Raw genomic sequence first — 22,680 nt, forward strand, 5'->3', positions numbered from 1 at the left:
CGTCGAAGCGGCTGGCGAGGGGGTCGATGTTGTTCAGGTAGACGTTGAGCACCGGCTCGAGCCGAGCGGTGAGCTCGGTGAGCCCGCTCAGGTACGCCTGGAATCCGGACAGGTTCACCTCGGCCGCCGCGAAGAACATCGACATGTTGCGCATGAGCGAGAGCAGAAGGTCGCCGTTCTGGTTGACCGTGGTCGAGTACTCACCCATCACCTTGACGAACTCGCCCGCCTGGTCCTGCTGGCGCAGGATGTTGTCGAACATCTTGTTGAAGGTGGTGACCGTCTTACGGATCGACTCGGGCTGGTCCTCGAGGGCCTCGTTCAACTGGGCCATCGACTGCCGGATGGGGGTCGACTGGATCTTCTCGACCTTCGGCGTGGCCTGCTGGAACGTCTCCAGGAGGCTGTACGGCATCGTCACGCGCTCCGGGGATCGGCTTGTCGCCCAGATCCTTGGTGCCCATGGGGGTCAGGGCCATGTAGTAGCCGCCGACCGTGGTGAGCATCTTCATCGAGGCCGTGGTGGCGTCACCGAGGAAGATCTCGTTGTCGACGCGGAACTTCACGCGCACCCGGTCGTCGAGCAGCTCGACATCGGACACCGAGCCCACGCTGATGCCCGCGACGCGGACGTCGACGCCGGACCGGATCGCCTGGGCCTCCTTGAAGTCGGCGGAGTACACCTTGGTGCCCGGCTGGAACACGAAGATGTAACCGCAGATCCCGAGGATCACGACGGCGATGAGCGCGCCGACGATACCCCAGTTCAGCTGGTAACGGCGGTCCTGCACCGCCGTCGGCATTGGACGGTCGAAGAGTTTCATTTGTTGCACACCGTCACCTTCTGGCCTGCGACGAACAGGTTCATCATGCCGGGAAGCTGGGCTTGCCCGTTCTTACACGTCAGCGACACCGCACCGTTCGCCTGCGGCTTGGTGCCCTCATTGAGGAGCTGCACGATCCCCGGGAGCGTCGCGATCGCGTTCACCAGTTGCTCGGCGATCGGCATCGCGTTCGCAACGATCGCGTCGAGCGGCGGGTTCTCGTTCGGGGTGAGGCCCAGGGCGGCCAGCAGAGCGTTGGTGCGGGTGACGACGCCGGACGTGTTGTCCGACCAGTCGCGCATCGAGTCGACGTTGCTGGCCAGCGTGCGGGCGAACAGGTCGAGCTGCTGGAGCACCTTGGTCAGGCCGGGGAGGCCCCGCCGATGGACTCGGAGACCGAGCCGAGGTTCGTGATGAGCTGAGTCAGCACGCGCTGGCGGTCGTTGCTCACGTCCATCAGCTTGTCCAGCGAGTCGAGCAGCGGGCCGAGGCCCTCCCCGTTGCCCTGGATCACGGCGAGCACCGACTGCGACAGGTGGTTGATGTCGTCCGAGTTGAGCGTGGAGAGGACGGGCTTGAGCCCGACGAACACCGTGGTGATGTCGAACGACGGCCGGGTGTACTTCTCGTCGATGGTCCCCCCTGGCTTGACCGCGGTGCCGGTGCTCTTCGCGTTCTTCTGTACCTCGAGGAAGCGCGAGCCGGTGAGGTTCTGGTACCGGATGGCGAGGACGTCGTCCGTGCGCACCTTGCGGTCGTTCTGGAGGGTGAACGACACCGCCGCGTTCGACATGCGGTGGTCTGAGGACTGCTCGACCTCGATGTCCGTCACCTTGCCGACCTGGACGCCCAGCATGCGGACGTCGTCGCCGACCTTGAGGCCGGACACGTCCTTGAACTTCGCGTGGTAGGTCTCCAGGTCGCCCCCCGGCGGACGAGTCAGCGCCTGCATCACCAGTACGAGCATCGTGATCATGATCGCGGCGAACACCACGATCTTGAGAATGGTCGTCTTCATGGCTTTCATGGTGTTCAGCTCCCTGGCTTCGTGGTCGGGGTGCTCGGCTTCGCCGACGACGAGGCGCCCGCGGCCGGTGCCGGCTTGGTCTCGCCCGGCTTCGGCGGAATGTACTCGAACGTCGGTGCAGGCGGCAGCATGGCCCCGATAGCGGGGTAGTCCACCGACAGTCGCAGGTTCAGTACCGGGCCGTTCGGGGTGTTCGGCATGGCCTTGCGCACGTTGTCCATGAGCTGCCCGAGCTGGATGCCCACGGCGGTGGCGCTGCCGTTCGGGAACGCGGTCAGCAGCGGCTGCATCAGGTTGACCAGCATTGGCGTGGCGGTCTTGAGGCCGGCCAGTGCCTTCGGGTCCAGGATCTTCTGGAGCGCGGCGGTCAGGCTGTCGCGCTCGTTCGTGATCGCGTCCATGGTGGCCGCACCGCGGGTCGTCCAGCCCTTGTCGTGGACCGGCCCGTAGTCGTACAGCGCTTTGATCGCGGGGATGACCGCGGAGACCGCGGCATCGGCGTTCTCGATCGACTGCGTGATGATCGGGAAGGTCTGCGAGGTCGACAGGCGCTGGGTGTCCTGGACGGCCTGGGCGACGTTGCCGAGCGCGGTGAAGAGCGGCAGCATGGCCTTCGACGACGCGTCGAAGTTGAGCAGGATCTGGCTCATGTGCGGCCGCAATGCGTCCCGGTTGACGTCGCCGATGGTGGCGATCATGTTCGACACGGTGTTGTCGGTGACCGGCTTGGTCGGCGAGATCTTGGCGCCGTCCTGGAGCGTGCCGCCACCGTCGTGCGGGGTCAGGATGACCTCGGTGATGCCGAACAGGTTGCCGGCCGAGTAGGCGGCCTCGACGTTGTTGGTCAGCGATTTGCCGTCGGCGGTCTTCATCGTGACCGTCACGCCTTGCTGGCCGTTACCGAGAGCCTGGATCCCGGTCACCTCGCCCACCTGAACGCCTTGATCCGGACGGGCGCGCCGTCCTTCACGCCGGCGGCGACGATGGGAGAGCGGATCGTGAACGAGAACTCATCCTTGGGCAGGAGGCTCTTGATGAGCCAACCGACGAGGACGGCCACGACGATCACGGCGACGATGATCAGACCGCGGCGCCGGAGCACCGATCGGTCGATCGACATGCCTGGTACGGAGACGACTCCCATTGGTTACCCCTTGAAGTAGACGGGAGCGGTGACGCCCCACAGCACGATCGTCATGATGAGGTTGAGGGCGACGACGGCCACGAGGCTGGCTCGAATGGCCCGGCCCGACGCGGTACCCACACCCTCCGCCACCGGAGGCGAAGAAGCCCTGATAGCAGTGGATGATGATGACCGCGGTCAGGAACACGGCGACCTTGATCACCGAGAAGGTGATGTCCGAGGCGCTCACGAACTGGTTGAAGTAGTGGTCGTACGTACCCGAGGGCATGCCGTACACCGATTTGACCACCCAGGCGCAGGACGCCCACGACAGGATCAGCGTGATCAGGTAGACCGGCACGACGGCGATCAGGCCCGCGATGACGCGGGTGGTCACGACGAACGACACCGAGCGCAGGCCGAGCGACTCGAGGGCGTCGATCTCCTCGTTGATGCGCATGGCGCCGATCTCGGCCGTCATACGGCAGCCGGCCTGCGCGGCGAAGCCGACGCCCGCCAGCATCGGGGCGAACTCACGGGTGTTCGCGAAACTCGCGATGACGGCGGTCAGGGGACCCATGCCGAGCATGTTGAGGATCGCGAAACCCTGCACGGCGACGATGCCGCCGACGGTGATGCCGAGCACGGCGAGCACCGGTGCGGTGCCGCCACCGACCACGAGGGCGCCACGGCCCCAGGTGATATCGGTGAGGATGTACATGATCTGCGACCGGTAGTGCTTGATCGCGTGCGGGATGGTCCGGACGACCTCCGCGATGAACGAGAAGACGTGGCCGATCGTGTCGAAGGCGCTCCAGGCCGAGCCGGAGGCTCCGAACAGATTGAAGAACCAGCGTGTGCCCCGAGGGCGGTAGACGGTTGCCATGATTCAGCTCACCTGTTCAGGGTGGGGTGCGGACGATTCGACGAAGCCGTGGCGCATGGTCAGCCCACTTGCGTCGGGGTGGAAGTGGGACGGGCCCAGGGGGAGGTGGGTCATGGGTCAGCCCACCTGCATCGGGAAGAACATGGTTGTGATCTGCGTGATGAGCAGGTTCAACGCGAAGATGACGACGAACGAGAGGACGACCGTCGCGTTCACGGCGTCGGCGACGCCGCGGGAACCGCCCCGGGCCTCGAGGCCGCGCTGGCAGCCGATGAGGGCGATGACGGTGCCGAAGACCAGTGACTTGCCGATCGAGATCCACACGTCGATCGGATGCGCGAAGGAGCCGAACGACAGCCAGTAGGCTCCGGGGGTGACGCCCTGTGCGCCCACGGCGACGAGGTACCCGGCGACCGTGCCGACGGTGATGACCAGGATGCTCAGCAGCGGGGCGACGATCCACGCCGCGAGCAGTCGGGGCACGACGAGCCGGTTGATGGGGTTGATGCCCATCACGCGCATAGCGTCGGTCTCCTCGCGGATGGTGCGGGCACCGAGATCCGCGGCGATGGCCGATGCGCCGGCGCCGGCGAGCAGCAGGCCCACGGCGATCGGTGCACCCTGCGAGATGACGGCGATGCCGCCGGCGGCGCCCTGGAGCGAGTCGGCGCCGAGCTGGCCGATGATGTTGCCCACCTGGATCGCGATGACGATGCCGAACGGGATCGCGATGAGGATGCCCGGGAACGTGGTGACGCCGATCATGTACCAGACCTGGTTGAGCGTCTCCTTCCACTGTAGGCGACCGCGCACCGTGTCGGTGACGAGTGCTACCAGCGTCAGGATGAGCATCCGGACGTTCCGGCCGATCGTGCGGATCGCGTCGACCACCGTGCTGGAGAAGTTCTTCTTGATGATGGACCAGTACGACGGCCTCTTGGTGGTTCCGGCGCCCTGCGCCACAGCATTCGTCACCGCGAACGTCTCCTCTCGACTGTGGTCAGACTGTGACTCACATAATGCGCTCTCAGGTGTATGACCGAGGACACTATAACGGTCCGCGGGGTGATGTGCGTCATTGGCCTGCTTCGCTGTCCGCGGGTGAGGGACTCGTCAGTAACTTATGGCCGGTTCGATGCGGGGTGCCTATCCGCTCAGGTCAGCATGGGTGGAACTGAACCGAGATCGACACCGTCCGGCCTGCCGGGCGCACGGGCGCAGGGGGTGCGAGTAGATTCGCACGGGTGCACATCGAGGCGTCGGGCGGGGCGGTCATCGGGGCCGGCGCGGCCGGGGTTCCGATGAGAGAATTGCTGGTAGTCGGACTGACAGCTGCGGTTGTCACATTCTTCGGAACTTCCCTCGTCCGGGTGGTGGCGACCCGGTTCGGTGCCGTGGCGGTCCCGCGGGCGCGCGACGTGCACGTGGTTCCCACGCCCCGGCTGGGCGGTGTCGGCATCTACCTCGGGATGGCCGCGGGCATCTTCCTCGCGGCCCAACTGCCCGCGCTCACCCGCGGTTTCATCTACTCGTCCGACGCCGTCGCGGTCCTCGTCGCCGGTGGCGCGATCGTGATCGTCGGCATCATCGACGATCGGTGGGGGGTGGACGCCCTCACCAAGTTGGTGGGCCAGATCTTCGCCGCGGGTCTGCTCGTGGTGATGGGGGTGGCCTGGAACGTCGTCTACGTCCCCGGGATCAACACGACGGTGGTCCTCGACCAACTGCAGGCCGGGCTGCTCACGGTCGTGGTCGCGGTGGCCACCGTGAACGCCATGAACTTCATCGACGGGCTCGACGGGCTGCTGGCCGGCGTGGCCGCCCTTGCCGCGCTCGCGATCCTCATCTTCTCCGTGGGCCTGATGTTCGATTCCGGGGGTGACGCCCCGTCCTACCCGCCGGCGTTGATCACGGCGGCGTTGTTCGGCGCCTGCATGGGATTCCTGCCGCACAACTTCCAGCCGGCCCGCATCTTCATGGGCGACTCGGGGTCGATGCTCCTGGGGCTCACGCTCGCAGCGGCGTCGACGTCCGCGTCGGGGCGCATCTCTCAGAACGCCTACGGCACGACCGACATCTTCGCCCTGCTGCTCCCGCTGCTCCTGGCCGTCGCCGTGATGTTCGTGCCGATGCTCGACCTGCTGCTCGCGGTCGTCCGGCGTACTCGCGCCGGGGTGCATCCGTTCACCGCCGACAAAATGCATCTGCATCACCGGCTCCTCGGCCTCGGGCATAGTCAGCGCCGGGTCGTGGTGGTCATCTACCTGTGGGTGGGTGTGCTGGGCCTGAGTGCCGCAGCATCGACGATGCTGCCCCCGACGTTGATCGCACCCCTCTTCGGAGCGGGCCTGCTGTGCGCCCTGGTCTTCACGGTGGTGCCGCGGATCCTGCCGCGACTCCGCGAGCATTACTCCGAAACCATGAGGTCAGACGCGTCGCGCAAGACCGGAACCCGGTAACGCGGAACGGCCGTCCTGTAGTACTATCGTGTGTAGTTGATCGGCGGGTTGCCGGCGCCGCCCCGATGTGGGGGGTGTCCCTACTTCTTGGTAGAGTCTCAGCCAATCACAAAGAATCCGTATTGTGACCCACGCTACGGATTCGGCAGACGCCGCCCGGTCGCCGCGAGAACTCGCGTGAGCGACCCCGACCCCGAAGGAGGGGACATGACGACGCCGGCCCCCTCAGTCGACGGTGCTGCGGCACGCGGCGTAGTGACGTTCACCAACCCCTTCGTGATTCTCGCGGGAATCAGCGTGATCGTGGCCGGAATCGCCGCTTCCTTCGATCACGTCTGGTTCGCGGCGTGGTTCTTCCTCGGCGGCCTGCTGGCGCTGCTCAACGCGAAGCTCGTCGTGATCAAGGTCGCGAACGCCACCGCGGAGGAGGAGCCCCGTAAGGCCCCCGTCGCGGTCAACTCGGTCGTTCGCCTTGCGGTGGTATCCGTCCTGGCCCTCGTCATCGCGTACTTCTTCCGGCCCTCCGGGCTGGGGGTGATCTTCGGACTCGCGGTCGGACAGATCGTCCTGGTCCTCAACACTGTGATCCCTGTTCTGAAAGGACTCCGACAGCAGTCATGAGCACGAATCTGTTTGCCGAGGGCGCGATCTCGCCCGGCCACCACAGGAGTGGATCGGTCCGTTCGGCTGGACGTTCAACACCGACACCATCCTGTCGACCGCCATCGCGGCCGTCGTCGTCCTGATCCTGGCGTTCGTGCTCAAGGCCAAGGTCACCTCGACCGGCGTGCCGTCGGGTGTGCAGCTGTTCTGGGAGACCATCACCATCCAGATGCGGCAGCAGATCGAGTCGTCGATCGGTATGCGGATCGCGCCGTTCGTACTGCCGCTGTCGGTCACGCTGTTCGTCTACATCCTCACGGCGAACTGGCTCGCGGTGCTGCCAGTGCAGTACGGCAAGGGGGAGGGTTCGGGCGAGCTCTTCGCGCCCGCCGCGTCCGACATCAACTTCGTGCTCGCGCTGGTCGCGGTCGTGTTCGTCTGGTACCACGCGGCCGGCTTCCGGGCGCGCGGCATCATCGGACACCCGGTCAAGCTGATCAAGGGCCACGCCGTCGGCCTCGCCCCGATCAACATCATCGAGGAGCTCGCCAAGCCGATCTCGCTCGCACTCCGACTCTTCGGCAACCTGTTCGCCGGCACCGTCATGGTGGCGCTCATCGCGCTGTTCCCGGCCTACATCATGTGGCTGCCGAACGCGATCTGGAAGTCCTTCGACCTCTTCGTCGGCCTGATCCAGGCGTTCATCTTCTCGCTCCTGACCATCCTGTACTTCTCGCAGGCCATGGAGACGGACGAGCACTAGATCCTCGCCCGGCCGAACCCGGCCGATGCGACCACAGACCCTGGTAGGGCGTACTACCAGAAACCGAAAGGGAAAGTAACAATGGCAGCAGATCCGCAGATCGTTCAGGGTGCGCTCATCGGCGGCGGCCTGATCATGGGTGGCGGCGCCATCGGCGCCGGTGTCGGCGACGGCCTGGCCGGTGCGCAGCTGATCGCGGGCATCGCCCGTCAGCCCGAGGCGCAGGGCCGCCTCTTCACCCCGTTCTTCATCACCGTCGGTCTGGTCGAGGCCGCGTACTTCATCAACCTCGCGTTCATGGCTCTGTTCGTGTTCGCGACCCCGGGCGCTTCCTAAACCGACCGCCCTCGCTAGAAACGGGAACTGACGTCATGCAGCTCGCAGAGAGTAACTTCCTCGTCCCCAACGGCACCTTTTTCGTCGAGCTCATCATCTTCTTGATCGTGCTCGGGGTCATCTGGACCTTCGTCGTTCCGTCCGTCACCAAGGTGCTGGACGAGCGTGAGGCGATGATCGACCAGACGGTGAAGGACCAGCGCAACGCGAACAAGGGGTTCGACGACGCCGAGTCGGAGTACAACGACGGTGTCCGCAACGCGCGTGCCGAGGCCGGAGCGATCCGCGACGACGCCCGGGCGACCGGACGCGCCGCGATGGAGGAGCAGAAGCAGCGAGCTACCGCCGAAGCAGAGGCTCTCACCCGTCAGGAGACGGAGCAGCTGCGCGGCGCAGGCGAAGCCTCGGCCGCAGCGGCGCGGAGCGATCTCGCGCCGCTGTCGGCGACACTCGCGAGTCGGGTGCTCGGCTTCGACGTGACGCAGGACCCGCAGCTGAAGGCTGAACTGGACCAGATCAACCGCGACTCGGTGGTGAAGAACTAAATGGCAATCTTTATCGGACAGTTCGTCGGCTTCCTCCTGGTCCTGTTCATCCTGTGGAAGTGGGTCGTCCCCGTCGTCCGCAAGGCGATGAAGGCCCGCCAGGAGACCGTTCGGATGGAGCTCGAGGCTTCGGCCCAGGCCCGCGCCAAGCTGGCCGAGGCCGGCGCGGCGGGGGAGCGCGCTCGTGAGGACGCCGCCCGTGAGGGCAGCCGCATCCGCGACGAGGCCCGTGGCGACGCGGACGCGATCCGCGACGACCTGCGCACCCAGACCGACCGCGAGGTCGCTCGGATCGGCGAGCACGGCGCGGGGCAGACCGCCCTCAACCGCAGCAACCTGATCCGCGGCCTCCGCGCCGGGCTCGGAGCCGAGGCGGTCGACGTCGCCGGCAAGCTGGTTCGCGGCCACCTGGCCGACCCGGCGAACCAGTCGAAGTCGGTGGACCGCGCGTTGGACGAGCTCGAGCAGATGACGCAGGGGGCGGACGAGACCCGGGTCACCGAGGCCGACCGCATCGGCTCCCGTTCGATGCGCGCGTCGAGTCGGGAATCGATCCGGGCGCTCGCGGCGGGCTTCGACCAGCGGACGGCGTCGATTGACGACGCCGCCCTCGCGCGCACCGCCGACGACCTGGCCGACGTCGTGAACGTTCTCAACGAGCAGCCGGTCCTGCGCAAGCACCTCGCGGAGTCCTCGGACTCGCCGGAGGGCAAGCGTCGGCTCGCGTCGAACCTGTTCGGCGGCAAGATCTCCGACGGTGCTGTCGTCTTCGTCCAGGACGCCGCGGCGTCGAAGTGGTCGGCGCCGGCGGACTTCGCCAGTGCGATCGAGCGCCAGGCCCGCGTCGCGGTCCTGCTCGGCGCGGAGCGCGCCGGCCAGCTCGACGCCACCGAGGACGAGCTGTTCCGTGCGGGCCGCATCCTCGAGGCGGAGCCGCAGCTCACGGCGATGCTCTCCGACACCCGCGTGCCCACGGCTCAGCGAATCGGTCTGCTGGACAAGGTCTTCGGGGGCAAGGTGAACGAGTTCACCGCAGCCCTGCTCCGCCAGACGGTGCGCCTGCTGCGCACCGGCCGCGTCGACGCCTCCGTCGCGTCGATCGCCGAGCTGGCGGCCGCCCGCCGCGGCGAGTCGGTTGCGATCGTCGAGTCCGCGGTTGCGCTGAACGCGCCGCAGCAGACCCGCACGGCGGACCTGCTGGCCCGGATCTACCAGCGCAGGATCGCGGTGCAGACCGAGGTCGTGCCCGAGCTGCTGGGTGGGCTGCGCATCACCGTCGGCAACGAGGTCATCGAGGGCGACATCGCTTCGCGCCTCGACAAGGCCGCCGAGCAGCTGCCCCGCTAAACCAAACTTCCACCCAGAAACACAAAAGAGGGAAACGAGTACTCATGGCTGAGTTGACGATCTCAACCGACGACGTCAAGGGCGCGATCGAACAGTACGTTTCGACGTTCGAGGCCGACGCCTCCCGCGAGGAGATCGGCACCGTCTCCGATACCGCCGACGGCATCGCGCACGTGTCGGGCCTGCCCGGCGCGATGGCGAACGAGCTGCTCGAGTTCCCCGGTGGGGTGCTCGGCGTGGCACTGAACCTCGACGAGGACGAGATCGGCGCCGTCATCCTCGGTAATTACGAGGAGCTGGAGGAGGGCCAGCAGGTCCGCCGCACCGGCGACGTGCTGTCCGTGCCCGTCGGCGACAAGTTCCTGGGCCGCGTGGTCAACCCGCTCGGCCAGCCGATCGACGGCCTGGGCGACATCGAGGCCGAGGAGCAGCGCGTCCTCGAGCTGCAGGCCGCCACCGTGCTCGAGCGCCAGCCCGTCGAGGAGTCCCTCGCGACCGGCATCAAGGCCATCGACGCCATGACCGCCATCGGCCGCGGCCAGCGCCAGCTGGTGATCGGTGACCGCAAGACCGGCAAGACGGCGGTCTGCGTCGACACCATCCTGAACCAGAAGGCGAACTGGGAGTCGGGCGACCCGACCAAGCAGGTCCGCTGCATCTACGTCGCCATCGGCCAGAAGGGCTCGACGATCGCCGGCGTGAAGGCGGCGCTCGACGAGGCCGGCGCCATGGAGTACACGACCATCGTCGCGGCCCCCGCGTCCGACTCGGCCGGCTTCAAGTGGCTCGCGCCGTACACCGGCTCGGCCATCGGCCAGCACTGGATGTACCAGGGCAAGCACGTCCTGATCGTGTTCGACGACCTGTCGAAGCAGGCCGAGGCCTACCGCGCCATCTCCCTGCTGCTGCGTCGTCCGCCGGGCCGCGAGGCCTACCCCGGCGACGTCTTCTACCTGCACTCCCGCCTGCTGGAGCGTTCGGCCAAGCTGTCCGACGCCCTCGGCGGCGGTTCGATGACTGCGCTGCCGATCATCGAGACCAAGGCCAACGACGTCTCGGCGTTCATCCCGACCAACGTCATCTCGATCACCGACGGCCAGGTCTTCCTGGAGTCCGACCTGTTCAACAAGGGCGTCCGTCCCGCGATCAACGTCGGCACCTCGGTGTCCCGCGTCGGTGGCGCCGCGCAGACCAAGGGCCTCAAGAAGGTCTCGGGCTCGCTGCGTCTCGAACTCGCGCAGTTCCGCGAGCTGGAGGCCTTCTCGGCGTTCGCCTCGGACCTCGACGAGGCGTCGAAGGCGCAGCTGGCGCGCGGCGCCCGCTGGGTCGAGCTACTCAAGCAGGATCAGTACAGCCCCTCCTCGGTCGAGGACGAGATCGTCTCGATCTACCTCTGCGGCGAGGGTCACTACGACTCGGTGCCCGTCGAGGACATCCGCCGCTTCGACGGTGAGCTCCTGGCCCACCTGCACCACGCGGCGGCCGGCGTCTACGAGTCGATCGCCGGTGGCAAGGTCCTCGAGAAGGACCAGGCCGAGGCGCTCGTCGCCGAGACCAACCGCTTCAAGGAGAGCTTCCTCGCCTCCGACGGCTCGCGGGTCGTCAACGAGGCCGAGGCCGGCGCCCTGCCCGCCGAGGACGTGGAGCAGGAGACGATCAAGGTCAAGCGCAATGGCTAGTATCCGAGAGCTGCGCTCGCGGATCCGGTCGGTCAACTCGACCAAGAAGATCACCAAGGCGCAGGAACTGATCGCGACCTCGCGGATCTCCAAGGCGCAGGCACGAGTCGCGGCCGCCAAGCCGTACTCGGAGGAGATGACCTCCGTGCTGTCGGAGCTGGCCGGGAAGTCCGGTTCGCTGGATCACCCGCTGCTCACCGAGCGCGACGATCCGAAGCGCGCGGCGATCCTCGTCGTGTCCTCGGACCGCGGCATGTGCGGTGGCTACAACTCGAACGTGCTGCGAGAGACCCGTGAGCTGATCCAGCTGCTCAAGAGCGAGGGCAAGGAGCCCGTGCTCTACGTGATGGGCCAGAAGGGCGTGGACTACTTCCGCTTCCGCGGCCAGGCCGTCGCGGGGTCGTGGACCGGCTTCTCCCAGCAGCCGCACCACTCGGACGCCACCGCGGCGACCGAGACGTTGGTGAAGCTGTTCGAGGCCGGCTCGCAGGAGTACGTGACCATCGACGGCACCGAGACGCACGGTGTCGACGAACTGCACATCGTCTACACGCGCTTCGTGTCGATGCTGTCCCAGAACCCCGAGGTGCGTCGAATGGCGCCGCTCGTGGTCGAGGAGGCCGACGAGGCATCGACCGACGCCCCGGATCGCAACTTCACGTTCGAGCCGGGCGCGGACACGCTGCTGTCCGCGCTGCTCCCCAGGTACGTCGCCACCCGCGTCTTCGCGGCCCTGCTCGACTCGGCCGCTTCGGAGAACGCGGCGCGTCGTACGGCCATGAAGGCGGCCACCGACAACGCCAACGAGCTGGCCGTCTCGCTGTCCCGCGAGGCGAACCAGCTGCGCCAGGCGCAGATCACCCAGGAAATCAGCGAAATCGTCGGTGGCGCCGGCGCCCTCGCGAACTAGAAACGGGAAAGTAGAACAATGACTACAGCAACCCAGCCCGCGTCGGCGGGCACCGCTGCGGCCACCGGTCGCGTGACGCGGGTCATCGGCCCCGTCGTCGACATCGAGTTCCCGCGCGGCGCCGTCCCCGACCTGTTCAACGCCCTGCACGCGGAGATCACGCTCCCGTCCGTGGCCAAGACGCTGACCCTCGAGGTCGCGCAGCACCTCGGTGACAACCTGGTGCGCGCCATCTCGATGCAGCCGACCGACGGCCTCGTCCGCGGCACCGACGTGACCGACTCGGGCTACCCGATCCGCGTCCCCGTCGGCGACGTCGTCAAGGGCCACGTGTTCAACGCGCTCGGTGACTGCCTGGACACCCCCGGACTCGGCCGCGACGGCGAGCAGTGGGGCATCCACCGCAAGCCCCCGGCTTTCGATCAGCTCGAGGGCAAGACCGAGATCCTGGAGACGGGCATCAAGGTCATCGACCTGCTGACCCCGTACGTCAAGGGCGGCAAGATCGGCCTGTTCGGCGGCGCCGGCGTCGGCAAGACCGTTCTGATCCAGGAGATGATCACCCGTATCGCGCGCGAGTTCTCGGGCACCTCGGTGTTCGCGGGCGTCGGCGAGCGTACGCGTGAGGGCACCGACCTCCACCTCGAGATGGAGGAGATGGGCGTGCTCCAGGACACCGCGTTGGTGTTCGGCCAGATGGACGAGCCGCCGGGGACGCGTATGCGCGTCGCCCTCTCGGCCCTGACGATGGCCGAGTACTTCCGCGACGTGCAGCACCAGGACGTGCTGCTGTTCATCGACAACATCTTCCGCTTCACGCAGGCGGGCTCCGAGGTCTCGACCCTGCTGGGTCGTATGCCCTCGGCCGTGGGTTACCAGCCCACTCTCGCCGACGAGATGGGCGAGCTCCAGGAGCGCATCACCTCGACCAAGGGCCGGTCGATCACCTCGCTGCAGGCCATCTACGTGCCCGCCGACGACTACACCGACCCGGCGCCGGCCACCACCTTCGCGCACCTCGATGCGACCACCGAGCTCTCGCGTCCGATCTCGCAGCTGGGCATCTACCCCGCTGTGGACCCGCTGACGTCGACCTCGCGCATCCTCGAGGCGTCGATCGTGGGCGACGAGCACTTCCGCGTCGCCAACGAGGTCAAGCGCATCCTGCAGAAGTACAAGGAGCTGCAGGACATCATCGCCATCCTCGGTATGGACGAGCTCTCCGAGGAGGACAAGGTCACGGTGCAGCGCGCTCGCCGTCTCCAGAAGTTCCTCGGCCAGAACTTCATCGTCGCCGAGAAGTTCACCGGTGAGAAGGGCTCCGTCGTGCCGCTGGCCGACACCATCGAGGCCTTCGATCGTGTGTGCAAGGGCGAGTTCGACCACCTGCCCGAGCAGGCGTTCAACTCCTGTGGTGGTCTCGACGACGTCGAGGCCGCCGCGAAGAAGATCGCCGGGAAGTAGTTTCGAGTGGCTGACACGGCGTTTCAAGTAGAGGTCGTCTCCGTCGAGGAGCGGCTGTGGTCGGGCGAGGCGACTTTCGTCATCGCCCAGACCACGGAGGGTGAGCTGGGTGTCCTGGCGCACCACGAGCCGCTGTTCGGCCAGCTCATCTCCGGTGGCGCGGTCGCCATCGACACGGTGAGCGGCGAGCGACTCTCCGCGGCCATCCGCGGCGGGTTCCTCTCGGTGACCGGCGAGAAGGTTACTGTACTGGCCGACGGGGCCGAGTGGGCCTCGTCGCTGGTCGAGACCGATGTGCGGCGCGCCCTCGAGAGCGCGGCGGACGGCTCCGATGAGCAGGCGACCGCGCAGGGACAGCTGCGCGCGATCGAGTTCCTCGCGGGCAAGTAGCATAGGAATTGCAGCGTGAAAGCCGGTGGCCCGGTGAAACGGGCCACCGGCTTTCTGCTATTTCGCCTCGGTGGGAACAAGGAGCTGACGGACGATGGGCGGTGTGATCTTCGGCGCGGTGGTCGCCGCCCTGGTGGTGCTCGTCGTGGGCGCGGTGATCGTGCTGCGGCTGTACAGCTTGCGCGTGGCCGGCGTGCCGATCATCCTGCGGTACCTGCCCGCCGCGCCCGAGCAGGGATGGCGCCATGGCACGCTGCGTTACGACGATCACGAGCTCCGGTACTACCGGCTCTCCAGCGTGCGGCTGGGCCCGAGCTGGACGCTGCCGCGCGCCGAGACCGAGATCGTCGGCCGGCGCCGGCCCGCCGGTACCGAGCTCGACGTCATCGATCCGGACATGACGGTCGTCCACGTCTCGACGCCCGACGGTGACACCGAGCTCGCCTTCGCGCGCGAGGGGCTGACCGCGTTCCAGTCCTGGCTCGAGTCGCGACCCAGTCCGCGCCGCGAGCGCCGGCAGTAACGGCTACCGCTCGCCGCCGGGCCGCCACAGGACGTCACCGTCGGGATTGGCGACGCGCGCCAGGATGAACAACAGGTCGGAGAGCCGGTTGAGGTACTTCGCCGGCAGTATCGACACCGAATCCCCGTGCTCGGCGACGGCGTCCCACGCCGCACGCTCGGCCCTCCGGACGACGGTGCGTGCCACGTGCAGGTACGCGGCCAGCGGGGTACCCCCCGGCAGGATGAACGAATCGAGCTTGGGCAGGTCCTCGTTGTACTCGTCGCACCAGGCCTCGAGCCGGTCGATGTAGTCGGGGGTCACCCGCAGCGGCGGGTACTCGGGCTCGGCGACCACCGGATTGGACAGATCTGCGCCCACGTCGAACAGTTCGTTCTGGATCCGCAGCAGGACGGCGCGCAGGTCCGGTCCGGGATCGCCGACGGTGACCGCCACCCCCAGCGCCGCGTTGGCCTCGTCGCAGTCGGCGTAGGCCCGCAGCCGGGAATCGGACTTCGGGACGCGAGTGAAGTCACCGAGTCCGGTGGTCCCGTCGTCGCCGGTACGGGTGTAGATGCGGGTCAGGTGCACGGCCATGGTCACAGGCTGTCACAGGCTCGGGCGCCGTGCCATAGGCTGAGCGGCGTGGGAGAGAAGTTTCTAGTGCACGGCGGAGCCCGGTTGACCGGCGAGGTCACCGTGGGCGGCGCGAAGAACAGCGTCCTCAAGCTGATGGCGGCGACGCTGCTGGCCGAGGGCACGTCCGTGCTCACCAATTGCCCCGAGATCCTCGACGTCCCGCTGATGGCGGACGTGCTGCGGGGTCTCGGCGCGGAGGTCGAGCTGGAGGGCGACACCGCCCGCATCACTACGCCGGCCGTGTTGAACCACCGCGCAGACTTCGATGCGGTCAAGCAGTTCCGTGCCTCGGTGTGCGTGCTCGGCCCGCTGATGGCGCGCGAGCACCGCGCGGTGGTGGCGCTCCCCGGTGGAGACGCGATCGGGTCGCGGCCGCTGGACATGCACCAGTCCGGGCTCCGCGCGCTCGGAGCGACCAGCTCGATCGAGCACGGTTGTGTTGTGGCGCAGGCGGATTCGCTGCAGGGGGCCGAGATCACGCTCGAGTTCCCCTCGGTGGGAGCCACGGAGAACATCCTGATGGCCGCGGTGCTCGCCACCGGTCTGACCGTGATCAGCAACGTCGCGCGCGAGCCGGAGATCGTCGACCTCTGCGCGATGCTCGTCCAGATGGGTGCCGACATCGAGGGGATCGGGACCGACACCCTCATGGTGCGCGGGGTGGAGAAGCTGCACCCCACCGAGCACCGGGTGATCGGGGACCGGATCGTCGCGGCTACGTGGGGCTTCGCCGCCGTGATGACGCGCGGCGACATCACGGTCAACGGCGTGGCTCCCGAGACTCTCGGGGTCGTGCTGCAGAAGCTCCAGGACGCGGGGGCGACGGTGACCGAGCGCGCGGACGGGTTCCGCATCGCCTCGCCCGAGCGTCCGCACGCGGTGAACGTGGCGACGCTGCCCTTCCCCGGGTTCCCCACCGACCTGCAGCCGATGGCCATCGGCATGGCCTGCGTCGCGGACGGCACGTCGATGATCACGGAGAACGTCTTCGAGGCGCGGTTCCGTTTCGTCGAGGAGATGGTCCGGCTCGGCGCGGATGCGCGGACCGACGGTCATCATGCGGTGATCAGGGAGTGGAGCAGCTGTCGAGTGCCCCTGTGTGGTCGACCGACATCCGGGCCGGCGTGGGGCTGGTGCTCGCCGGCCTGTGCGCGGACGGGGTGACGGAGGTGCACGACGTCTTCCACATCGACCGGGGATACCCGAACTTCGTGGGGAACGTGAAAGCCCTGGGCGGAGAGATCGAGCGCATTCCCTGACGGTGGAACCGCGGCCGGAGTGAACAGTGCGCGAACAGCGCGCCGTTCGGGGGATGAGCTGGCGATTTGTGTTCCGAGTTCGACGTGTGTAACTTATATCGAGTCAGCAGCGCCCAGGCGCCGCCCGGCAGGCCCACAGCAGTCCAATGAATCTGGATCTCGACGCGCCGCCGGAAGCTCGGAAACCAGGTCGATCCGCAAGGATCCTCACGCTGACCGCCACAGAAGAGTCACCTTCTTCTCGGCCGCGCTCGTCGCGGTCGTGGGGTTTCTCCATGTGGTGAGCGGATCGGAAGCCCGAAACGCGGCCCGCGAGAGCGAGTTGCACACGGAAATCCGAACTGCTAAGCTAGAACGGTTGCTCCGAGCAGCCAGCCCCAACGAAAGACACCTACTTTCGATCGCCTCGCGATCGGGAGGGTTCAATCGTGAGGTTGAGCTGTCCGAAGTGTTCCGAGCGCGGCCCGCGAGAGCGAGTTGCACACGGAAATCCGATCTGCTAGACTAGAACGGTTGCTCCGAGAGAGTCACGCCAGAGAGTTTGACTGGCAGATCTCGAAAGAGTAGCATGAACTGCCTGCGAAGGTGCGGGTCACTCCAGTAAAGAGTGGTCGGCCGCGTTTGGCGTGTTCTTTGAGAACTCAACAGTGTGTCGATGAAATTGTCAGTGCCAAAATTTTTTGGCACGCATGGACAATCATTATTTGGTTGTTTGTGTTGTGGCTTTTCTCGTTTATTTCTTTGCGAGATGTATTTCTGGAATCATTGATTTTTGTCAGTGGTTTCGTTTTGTTCAGGATTTCCTGGATTATGCTGAAACCTTGTGTTTCTAGTGTTTTTTATGGAGAGTTTGATCCTGGCTCAGGACGAACGCTGGCGGCGTGCTTAACACATGCAAGTCGAACGGTAAGGCCCTTTCGGGGGTACACGAGTGGCGAACGGGTGAGTAACACGTGGGTGACCTGCCCTGTACTTCGGGATAAGCCTGGGAAACTGGGTCTAATACCGGATATGACCTTCTCCTGCATGGGGGTTGGTGGAAAGCTTTTGCGGTACAGGATGGGCCCGCGGCCTATCAGCTTGTTGGTGGGGTAATGGCCTACCAAGGCGACGACGGGTAGCCGGCCTGAGAGGGCGACCGGCCACACTGGGACTGAGACACGGCCCAGACTCCTACGGGAGGCAGCAGTGGGGAATATTGCACAATGGGCGCAAGCCTGATGCAGCGACGCCGCGTGAGGGATGACGGCCTTCGGGTTGTAAACCTCTTTCAGTAGGGACGAAGCGCAAGTGACGGTACCTACAGAAGAAGCACCGGCCAACTACGTGCCAGCAGCCGCGGTAATACGTAGGGTGCGAGCGTTGTCCGGATTTACTGGGCGTAAAGAGCTCGTAGGCGGTTTGTCACGTCGTCTGTGAAAACCCGAGGCTTAACCTCGGGCCTGCAGGCGATACGGGCAGACTTGAGTACTGTAGGGGAGACTGGAATTCCTGGTGTAGCGGTGGAATGCGCAGATATCAGGAGGAACACCGGTGGCGAAGGCGGGTCTCTGGGCAGTAACTGACGCTGAGGAGCGAAAGCGTGGGTAGCGAACAGGATTAGATACCCTGGTAGTCCACGCCGTAAACGGTGGGTACTAGGTGTGGGTTTCCTTCCACGGGATCCGTGCCGTAGCTAACGCATTAAGTACCCCGCCTGGGGAGTACGGCCGCAAGGCTAAAACTCAAAGGAATTGACGGGGGCCCGCACAAGCGGCGGAGCATGTGGATTAATTCGATGCAACGCGAAGAACCTTACCTGGGTTTGACATATAGAGGATCGCCGGAGAGATTCGGTTTGCCTTGTGCCTTCTATACAGGTGGTGCATGGCTGTCGTCAGCTCGTGTCGTGAGATGTTGGGTTAAGTCCCGCAACGAGCGCAACCCTTGTCTCATGTTGCCAGCACGTTATGGTGGGGACTCGTGAGAGACTGCCGGGGTCAACTCGGAGGAAGGTGGGGATGACGTCAAGTCATCATGCCCCTTATGTCCAGGGCTTCACACATGCTACAATGGCGCGTACAGAGGGCTGCGATACCGTGAGGTGGAGCGAATCCTTAAAGCGCGTCTCAGTTCGGATTGGGGTCTGCAACTCGACCCCATGAAGTCGGAGTCGCTAGTAATCGCAGATCAGCAACGCTGCGGTGAATACGTTCCCGGGCCTTGTACACACCGCCCGTCACGTCATGAAAGTCGGTAACACCCGAAGCCGGTGGCCTAACCCCTTGTGGGAGGGAGCTGTCGAAGGTGGGATTGGCGATTGGGACGAAGTCGTAACAAGGTAGCCGTACCGGAAGGTGCGGCTGGATCACCTCCTTTCTAAGGAGCATTTAGTGCCGTATCGAGCCCGATCGTGGTTCGGCGGTCGCTCATATTATTGGGTGGAACACTGACACGGTAATTCTTATCGCCCTGGTGGCCGGCTGGTGCTGGTCTGGGGTTTCGTCGGCACACTGTTGGGTGTCTGAGAGGACACGTCTTCTCTGTGCTGCTGCGTGTCTGCGCCGGCGTACTGGTTCTTCGGGGCCGGGCTGGTGGCGGTGTGGTGGTGTGTGTTGTTTGAGAATTGTATAGTGGACGCGAGCATCAACCATGATGCCGGATCGTTTGTGTCTGGTTGTCGTGGTTTTTGTTTCTGTAATTTTACATGTTTCTGTGTAAGCATTTTGTTGTGTTTTTTGGCGCTTGATGTCATGAAGGGCGCATCGAATTTTGTGATGGCTTCGGTTGTTTCGGGTTTGGTGTGTGTTTTGTGTGTTGTAAGTGTCTAAGGGCGCACGGTGGATGCCTTGGCGCAAGGAGCCGATGAAGGACGTGGGAGGCTGCGATATGCCTCGGGGAGCTGTCAACCGAGCTGTGATCCGAGGATTTCCGAATGGGGAAACCCAGCACCAGTCATGTGGTGTTACCTGCCGTTGAATATATAGACGGTGTGGAGGGAACGAGGGGAAGTGAAACATCTCAGTACCCTCAGGAAGAGAAAACAATAGTGATTCCGTGAGTAGTGGCGAGCGAAAGCGGATGAGGCTAAACCATGCACATGTGATACCGGGTAGGGGTTGTGTGTGTGGTGTTGTGGGGTTCATCTTTCCAGTACTACCTTGCTGGAGGGCAGTGAGAAAGTGTCATGTTAGGTGAAGTGGCCTGGAATGGTCCGCCGGAGGGGGTGAGAGTCCCGTAACCGAAAACGTGGTGCCTGTCTTGATGGATTCCCGAGTAGCAGCGAGCCCGTGGAATTTGCTGTGAATCTGCCGGGACCACCCGGTAAGCCTGAATACTACCTTGCGACCGATAGCGGACTAGTACCGTGAGGGAAAGGTGAAAAGTACCCCGGGAGGGGAGTGAAATAGTACCTGAAACCGTGTGCTTACAATCCGTCAGAGCCTTCGGGTGATGGCGTGCCTTTTGAAGAATGAGCCTGCGAGTCAGTGCTCGGTGGCGAGGTTAACCCGTTGTGGGGTAGCCGTAGCGAAAGCGAGTCCGAATAGGGCGGTTGAGTCGCCGGGTCTGGACCCGAAGCGGAGTGATCTACCCATGGCCAGGGTGAAGCAGCAGTAAGATGTTGTGGAGGCCCGAACCCACTTAGGTTGAAAACTGAGGGGATGAGCTGTGGGTAGGGGTGAAAGGCCAATCAAACTCCGTGATAGCTGGTTCTCCCCGAAATGCATTTAGGTGCAGCGTCACGTGTTTCTTGCCGGAGGTAGAGCTACTGGATGGCCGATGGGCCCTCACAGGTTACTGACGTCAGCCAAACTCCGAATGCCGGTAAGTGAGAACGTGGCAGTGAGACTGCGGGGGATAAGCTTCGTAGTCGAGAGGGAAACAGCCCAGATCGCCGGCTAAGGCCCCTAAGCGTGTACTAAGTGGAAAAGGATGTCCGGTCGCGAAGACAACCAGGAGGTTGGCTTAGAAGCAGCCACCCTTGAAAGAGTGCGTAATAGCTCACTGGTCTAGTGGCTGGGCGCCGACAATGTAGCGGGGCTCAAGTACACCGCCGAAGCCGCGGCACTCACACTTTCGGGTGTGGGTGGGTAGGGGAGCGTCGTGCAGCCGTAGAAGCAGCGGGGTGACCCAGTTGTGGAGGCTGCGCGAGTGAGAATGCAGGCATGAGTAGCGAATGACAAGTGAGAAACTTGTCCTCCGGATGACCAAGGGTTCCTGGGCTAGGTTAATCCTCCCAGGGTGAGTCGGGACCTAAGGCGAGGCCGACAGGCGTAGTCGATGGACAACGGGTTGATATTCCCGTACCCGTGTCAGATCGCCCCTGATGAATCAGTTGTACTAACCGTCCTGAAGCTTCCAGATCACCTTCGGGTGACGGTGGAGTGGATGCACGGGACCTCGGCTGGTAGTAGTCAAGCGATGGGGTGACGCAGGAAGGTAGTGGGGCCAGTCAGTGGTTGTACTGGTGTAAGCCTGTAGGGCGGGATCTAGGCAAATCCGGATCCTGTGGTGCCTGAGAGGTGATGCGTAGCCGTTGCGGTGAATTCCATGATCCTATGCTGCCGAGAAAAGCCTCTAGCGAGATCTGATGTGGCCCGTACCCCAAACCAACACAGGTGGTCAGGTAGAGAATACCAAGGAGATCGAGAGAACTGTGGTTAAGGAACTCGGCAAAATGCCCCCGTAACTTCGGGAGAAGGGGGACCCGACCTGGTGACGGCTTTTTCGGCTTGAGCTGGGTGGGGTCGCAGAGACCAGAGAGAAGCGACTGTTTACTAAAAACACAGGTCCATGCGAAGTCGCAAGACGATGTATATGGACTGACGCCTGCCCGGTGCTGGAAGGTTAAGAGGACCGGTTAGCCGTAAGGCGAAGCTGAGAATTTAAGCCCCAGTAAACGGCGGTGGTAACTATAACCATCCTAAGGTAGCGAAATTCCTTGTCGGGTAAGTTCCGACCTGCACGAATGGCGTAACGACTTCTCTGCTGTCTCAACCACAGACTCGGCGAAATTGCAGTACGAGTAAAGATGCTCGTTACGCGCGGCAGGACGAAAAGACCCCGGGACCTTCACTATAGCTTGGTATTGGTGTTCGGTTCGGTTTGTGTAGGATAGGTGGGAGACTGTGAAGCGGGCACGCCAGTGTTCGTGGAGTCGTTGTTGAAATACCACTCTGATCGTATTGGATACCTCAACCTCGGACCATGATCTGGTTCAGGGACAGTGCCTGGTGGGTAGTTTAACTGGGGCGGTTGCCTCCCAAAATGTAACGGAGGCGCCCAAAGGTTCCCTCAGCCTGGTTGGCAATCAGGTGTTGAGTGCAAGTGCACAAGGGAGCTTGACTGTGAGACTGACAGGTCGAGCAGGGACGAAAGTCGGGACTAGTGATCCGGCACCGGCAAGTGGAAGCGGTGTCGCTCAACGGATAAAAGGTACCCCGGGGATAACAGGCTGATCTTCCCCAAGAGTCCATATCGACGGGATGGTTTGGCACCTCGATGTCGGCTCGTCGCATCCTGGGGCTGGAGTAGGTCCCAAGGGTTGGGCTGTTCGCCCATTAAAGCGGCACGCGAGCTGGGTTTAGAACGTCGTGAGACAGTTCGGTCTCTATCCGCCGCGCGCGTTAGAAACTTGAGGAAGGCTGTCCCTAGTACGAGAGGACCGGGACGGACGAACCTCTGGTGTGCCAGTTGTTCCACCAGGAGCACGGCTGGTTGGCTACGTTCGGAAGGGATAACCGCTGAAAGCATCTAAGCGGGAAGCCTGTTCCAAGATTAGGTTTCTCACCACCTTGAGTGGGTAAGACCCCCTACAGACTATGGGGTTGATAGGCCAGAACTGGAAGCGCAGTAATGCGTGTAGGTGACTGGTACTAATCGGTCGAGGACTTACCACACACATAACATTCGCCAAAACGAGCAACGAGCCTCGCAGAAACGAA

Annotated in this window: 17 protein-coding genes, 2 rRNA genes and 3 pseudogenes; 14 read left to right on the plus strand and 8 right to left on the minus strand. The window is 64.4% G+C overall.

All coding sequences use genetic code 11. The features are described from left to right. Positions 1–284: 284 nt before the first annotated feature. The 7 genes and pseudogenes from MTP03_RS06145 to MTP03_RS06170 form a co-directional block, all read right to left on the minus strand. The gene (locus MTP03_RS06145; protein WP_248491171.1) at positions 285–824 is read right to left on the minus strand and encodes an MlaD family protein; all 540 of its coding nucleotides are present in this window, start codon (positions 822–824) and stop codon (positions 285–287) included. After that, positions 821–1,180 carry a hypothetical protein gene (locus MTP03_RS06150; protein WP_248491172.1) on the minus strand — a complete coding sequence of 120 codons (360 nt, stop codon included), beginning with the start codon at positions 1,178–1,180 and terminating at the stop codon, positions 821–823. The genes MTP03_RS06145 and MTP03_RS06150 overlap by 4 nt, the downstream gene beginning before the upstream one ends. A 5-nt stretch (positions 1,181–1,185) precedes the next feature. Further along, positions 1,186–1,842, minus strand: a complete 657-nt coding sequence (locus MTP03_RS06155) for an MlaD family protein (RefSeq protein WP_248491174.1) — start codon at positions 1,840–1,842, stop codon at positions 1,186–1,188. Between the two features lie 14 nt (positions 1,843–1,856). Continuing rightward, the gene (locus MTP03_RS06160; protein WP_248491176.1) at positions 1,857–2,783 is read right to left on the minus strand and encodes an MCE family protein; all 927 of its coding nucleotides are present in this window, start codon (positions 2,781–2,783) and stop codon (positions 1,857–1,859) included. After that, a complete protein-coding gene (locus tag MTP03_RS23450) occupies positions 2,771–2,971 on the minus strand; it encodes a hypothetical protein (RefSeq protein WP_371820901.1) in 201 nt (66 codons plus the stop codon). The genes MTP03_RS06160 and MTP03_RS23450 overlap by 13 nt, the downstream gene beginning before the upstream one ends. A gap of 27 nt (positions 2,972–2,998) precedes the next feature. Next, positions 2,999–3,860, minus strand: a pseudogene (locus tag MTP03_RS06165) (ABC transporter permease). 117 nt (positions 3,861–3,977) lie between these two features. Next, positions 3,978–4,835: an ABC transporter permease gene (locus tag MTP03_RS06170; protein ID WP_248491179.1), complete on the minus strand. Its 858-nt coding sequence runs from the start codon at positions 4,833–4,835 to the stop codon at positions 3,978–3,980. A gap of 326 nt (positions 4,836–5,161) precedes the next feature. Here MTP03_RS06170 and MTP03_RS06175 point away from each other — a divergent pair, with 326 nt between their 5' ends. The 11 genes and pseudogenes from MTP03_RS06175 to MTP03_RS06225 all read left to right on the plus strand — a co-directional run bounded on the left by MTP03_RS06175 (position 5,162) and on the right by MTP03_RS06225 (position 14,879). After that, positions 5,162–6,319 carry a glycosyltransferase family 4 protein gene (locus MTP03_RS06175; RefSeq protein WP_248492057.1) on the plus strand — a complete coding sequence of 386 codons (1,158 nt, stop codon included), beginning with the start codon at positions 5,162–5,164 and terminating at the stop codon, positions 6,317–6,319. Positions 6,320–6,526: 207 nt separating this feature from the next. Continuing rightward, positions 6,527–6,940: an ATP synthase subunit I gene (locus MTP03_RS06180; RefSeq protein WP_248491181.1), complete on the plus strand. Its 414-nt coding sequence runs from the start codon at positions 6,527–6,529 to the stop codon at positions 6,938–6,940. Further along, positions 6,937–7,685: pseudogene (gene atpB, locus MTP03_RS06185) on the plus strand (F0F1 ATP synthase subunit A). Before MTP03_RS06180 ends, atpB begins: the two are co-directional and overlap by 4 nt. Positions 7,686–7,766: 81 nt before the next feature. Then, positions 7,767–8,021: a F0F1 ATP synthase subunit C gene (locus MTP03_RS06190; protein WP_068575212.1), complete on the plus strand. Its 255-nt coding sequence runs from the start codon at positions 7,767–7,769 to the stop codon at positions 8,019–8,021. 35 nt (positions 8,022–8,056) lie between these two features. After that, entirely contained in the window at positions 8,057–8,566 is a 510-nt protein-coding gene (locus MTP03_RS06195; protein ID WP_248491183.1) for a F0F1 ATP synthase subunit B, read from the plus strand. Then, entirely contained in the window at positions 8,567–9,913 is a 1,347-nt protein-coding gene (locus MTP03_RS06200; RefSeq protein WP_248491184.1) for a F0F1 ATP synthase subunit B/delta, read from the plus strand. It abuts the gene before it with no gap. A 44-nt stretch (positions 9,914–9,957) separates the two neighbouring features. Next, positions 9,958–11,592, plus strand: a complete 1,635-nt coding sequence (gene atpA, locus MTP03_RS06205; protein ID WP_248491185.1) for a F0F1 ATP synthase subunit alpha — start codon at positions 9,958–9,960, stop codon at positions 11,590–11,592. Further along, positions 11,585–12,502: a F0F1 ATP synthase subunit gamma gene (locus MTP03_RS06210; protein ID WP_248491186.1), complete on the plus strand. Its 918-nt coding sequence runs from the start codon at positions 11,585–11,587 to the stop codon at positions 12,500–12,502. Before atpA ends, MTP03_RS06210 begins: the two co-directional genes overlap by 8 nt. Before the next feature lie 18 nt (positions 12,503–12,520). Further along, entirely contained in the window at positions 12,521–13,966 is a 1,446-nt protein-coding gene (gene atpD, locus MTP03_RS06215; protein WP_146435791.1) for a F0F1 ATP synthase subunit beta, read from the plus strand. Positions 13,967–13,972: 6 nt separating this feature from the next. Beyond that, on the plus strand, positions 13,973–14,356 hold the full coding sequence (locus tag MTP03_RS06220) for a F0F1 ATP synthase subunit epsilon (RefSeq protein WP_248491187.1): 384 nt from the start codon (positions 13,973–13,975) through the stop codon (positions 14,354–14,356). Positions 14,357–14,450: 94 nt separating this feature from the next. Then, positions 14,451–14,879 (plus strand): DUF2550 domain-containing protein, encoded by a 429-nt coding sequence (locus MTP03_RS06225; RefSeq protein ID WP_248491188.1) that lies wholly within the window; start codon positions 14,451–14,453, stop codon positions 14,877–14,879. A gap of 3 nt (positions 14,880–14,882) precedes the next feature. On the opposite strand, the gene MTP03_RS06230 is transcribed toward MTP03_RS06225, so the two are convergent. After that, positions 14,883–15,455: a cob(I)yrinic acid a,c-diamide adenosyltransferase gene (locus tag MTP03_RS06230; RefSeq protein WP_248491190.1), complete on the minus strand. Its 573-nt coding sequence runs from the start codon at positions 15,453–15,455 to the stop codon at positions 14,883–14,885. Between the two features lie 48 nt (positions 15,456–15,503). Between MTP03_RS06230 and murA the strand changes: the two are divergent. The 3 genes and pseudogenes from murA (at position 15,504) to MTP03_RS06245 (ending at position 22,635) form a co-directional block, all read left to right on the plus strand. After that, positions 15,504–16,756, plus strand: a pseudogene (murA, locus tag MTP03_RS06235) (UDP-N-acetylglucosamine 1-carboxyvinyltransferase). 838 nt (positions 16,757–17,594) lie between these two features. Further along, positions 17,595–19,114 (plus strand): 16S ribosomal RNA (locus tag MTP03_RS06240). Between the two features lie 438 nt (positions 19,115–19,552). Continuing rightward, positions 19,553–22,635 (plus strand): 23S ribosomal RNA (locus MTP03_RS06245). Together the 16S and 23S rRNA genes form the textbook arrangement of a ribosomal RNA operon. The last annotated feature ends 45 nt before the right edge of the window (positions 22,636–22,680 follow it).

Source organism: Tsukamurella sp. PLM1 (genome assembly GCF_023168325.1).
In the GTDB taxonomy this organism is placed as follows: Bacteria; Actinomycetota; Actinomycetes; order Mycobacteriales; family Mycobacteriaceae; genus Tsukamurella.

Bases quoted from the DNA above. Each gene is read 5' to 3' on its own strand.
- MTP03_RS06145 (WP_248491171.1), bottom strand. From the start codon at position 824: ATGAAACTCTTCGACCGTCCAATGCCGACGGCGGTGCAGGACCGCCGT.
- MTP03_RS06155 (WP_248491174.1), bottom strand. From the start codon at position 1,842: ATGAAGACGACCATTCTCAAGATCGTGGTGTTCGCCGCGATCATGATC.
- MTP03_RS23450 (WP_371820901.1), bottom strand. From the start codon at position 2,971: ATGTCGATCGACCGATCGGTGCTCCGGCGCCGCGGTCTGATCATCGTC.
- MTP03_RS06175 (WP_248492057.1), top strand. From the start codon at position 5,162: ATGAGAGAATTGCTGGTAGTCGGACTGACAGCTGCGGTTGTCACATTC.
- MTP03_RS06180 (WP_248491181.1), top strand. From the start codon at position 6,527: ATGACGACGCCGGCCCCCTCAGTCGACGGTGCTGCGGCACGCGGCGTA.
- MTP03_RS06190 (WP_068575212.1), top strand. From the start codon at position 7,767: ATGGCAGCAGATCCGCAGATCGTTCAGGGTGCGCTCATCGGCGGCGGC.
- MTP03_RS06195 (WP_248491183.1), top strand. From the start codon at position 8,057: ATGCAGCTCGCAGAGAGTAACTTCCTCGTCCCCAACGGCACCTTTTTC.
- MTP03_RS06200 (WP_248491184.1), top strand. From the start codon at position 8,567: ATGGCAATCTTTATCGGACAGTTCGTCGGCTTCCTCCTGGTCCTGTTC.
- atpA (WP_248491185.1), top strand. From the start codon at position 9,958: ATGGCTGAGTTGACGATCTCAACCGACGACGTCAAGGGCGCGATCGAA.
- MTP03_RS06210 (WP_248491186.1), top strand. From the start codon at position 11,585: ATGGCTAGTATCCGAGAGCTGCGCTCGCGGATCCGGTCGGTCAACTCG.
- atpD (WP_146435791.1), top strand. From the start codon at position 12,521: ATGACTACAGCAACCCAGCCCGCGTCGGCGGGCACCGCTGCGGCCACC.
- MTP03_RS06225 (WP_248491188.1), top strand. From the start codon at position 14,451: ATGGGCGGTGTGATCTTCGGCGCGGTGGTCGCCGCCCTGGTGGTGCTC.
- MTP03_RS06230 (WP_248491190.1), bottom strand. From the start codon at position 15,455: ATGGCCGTGCACCTGACCCGCATCTACACCCGTACCGGCGACGACGGG.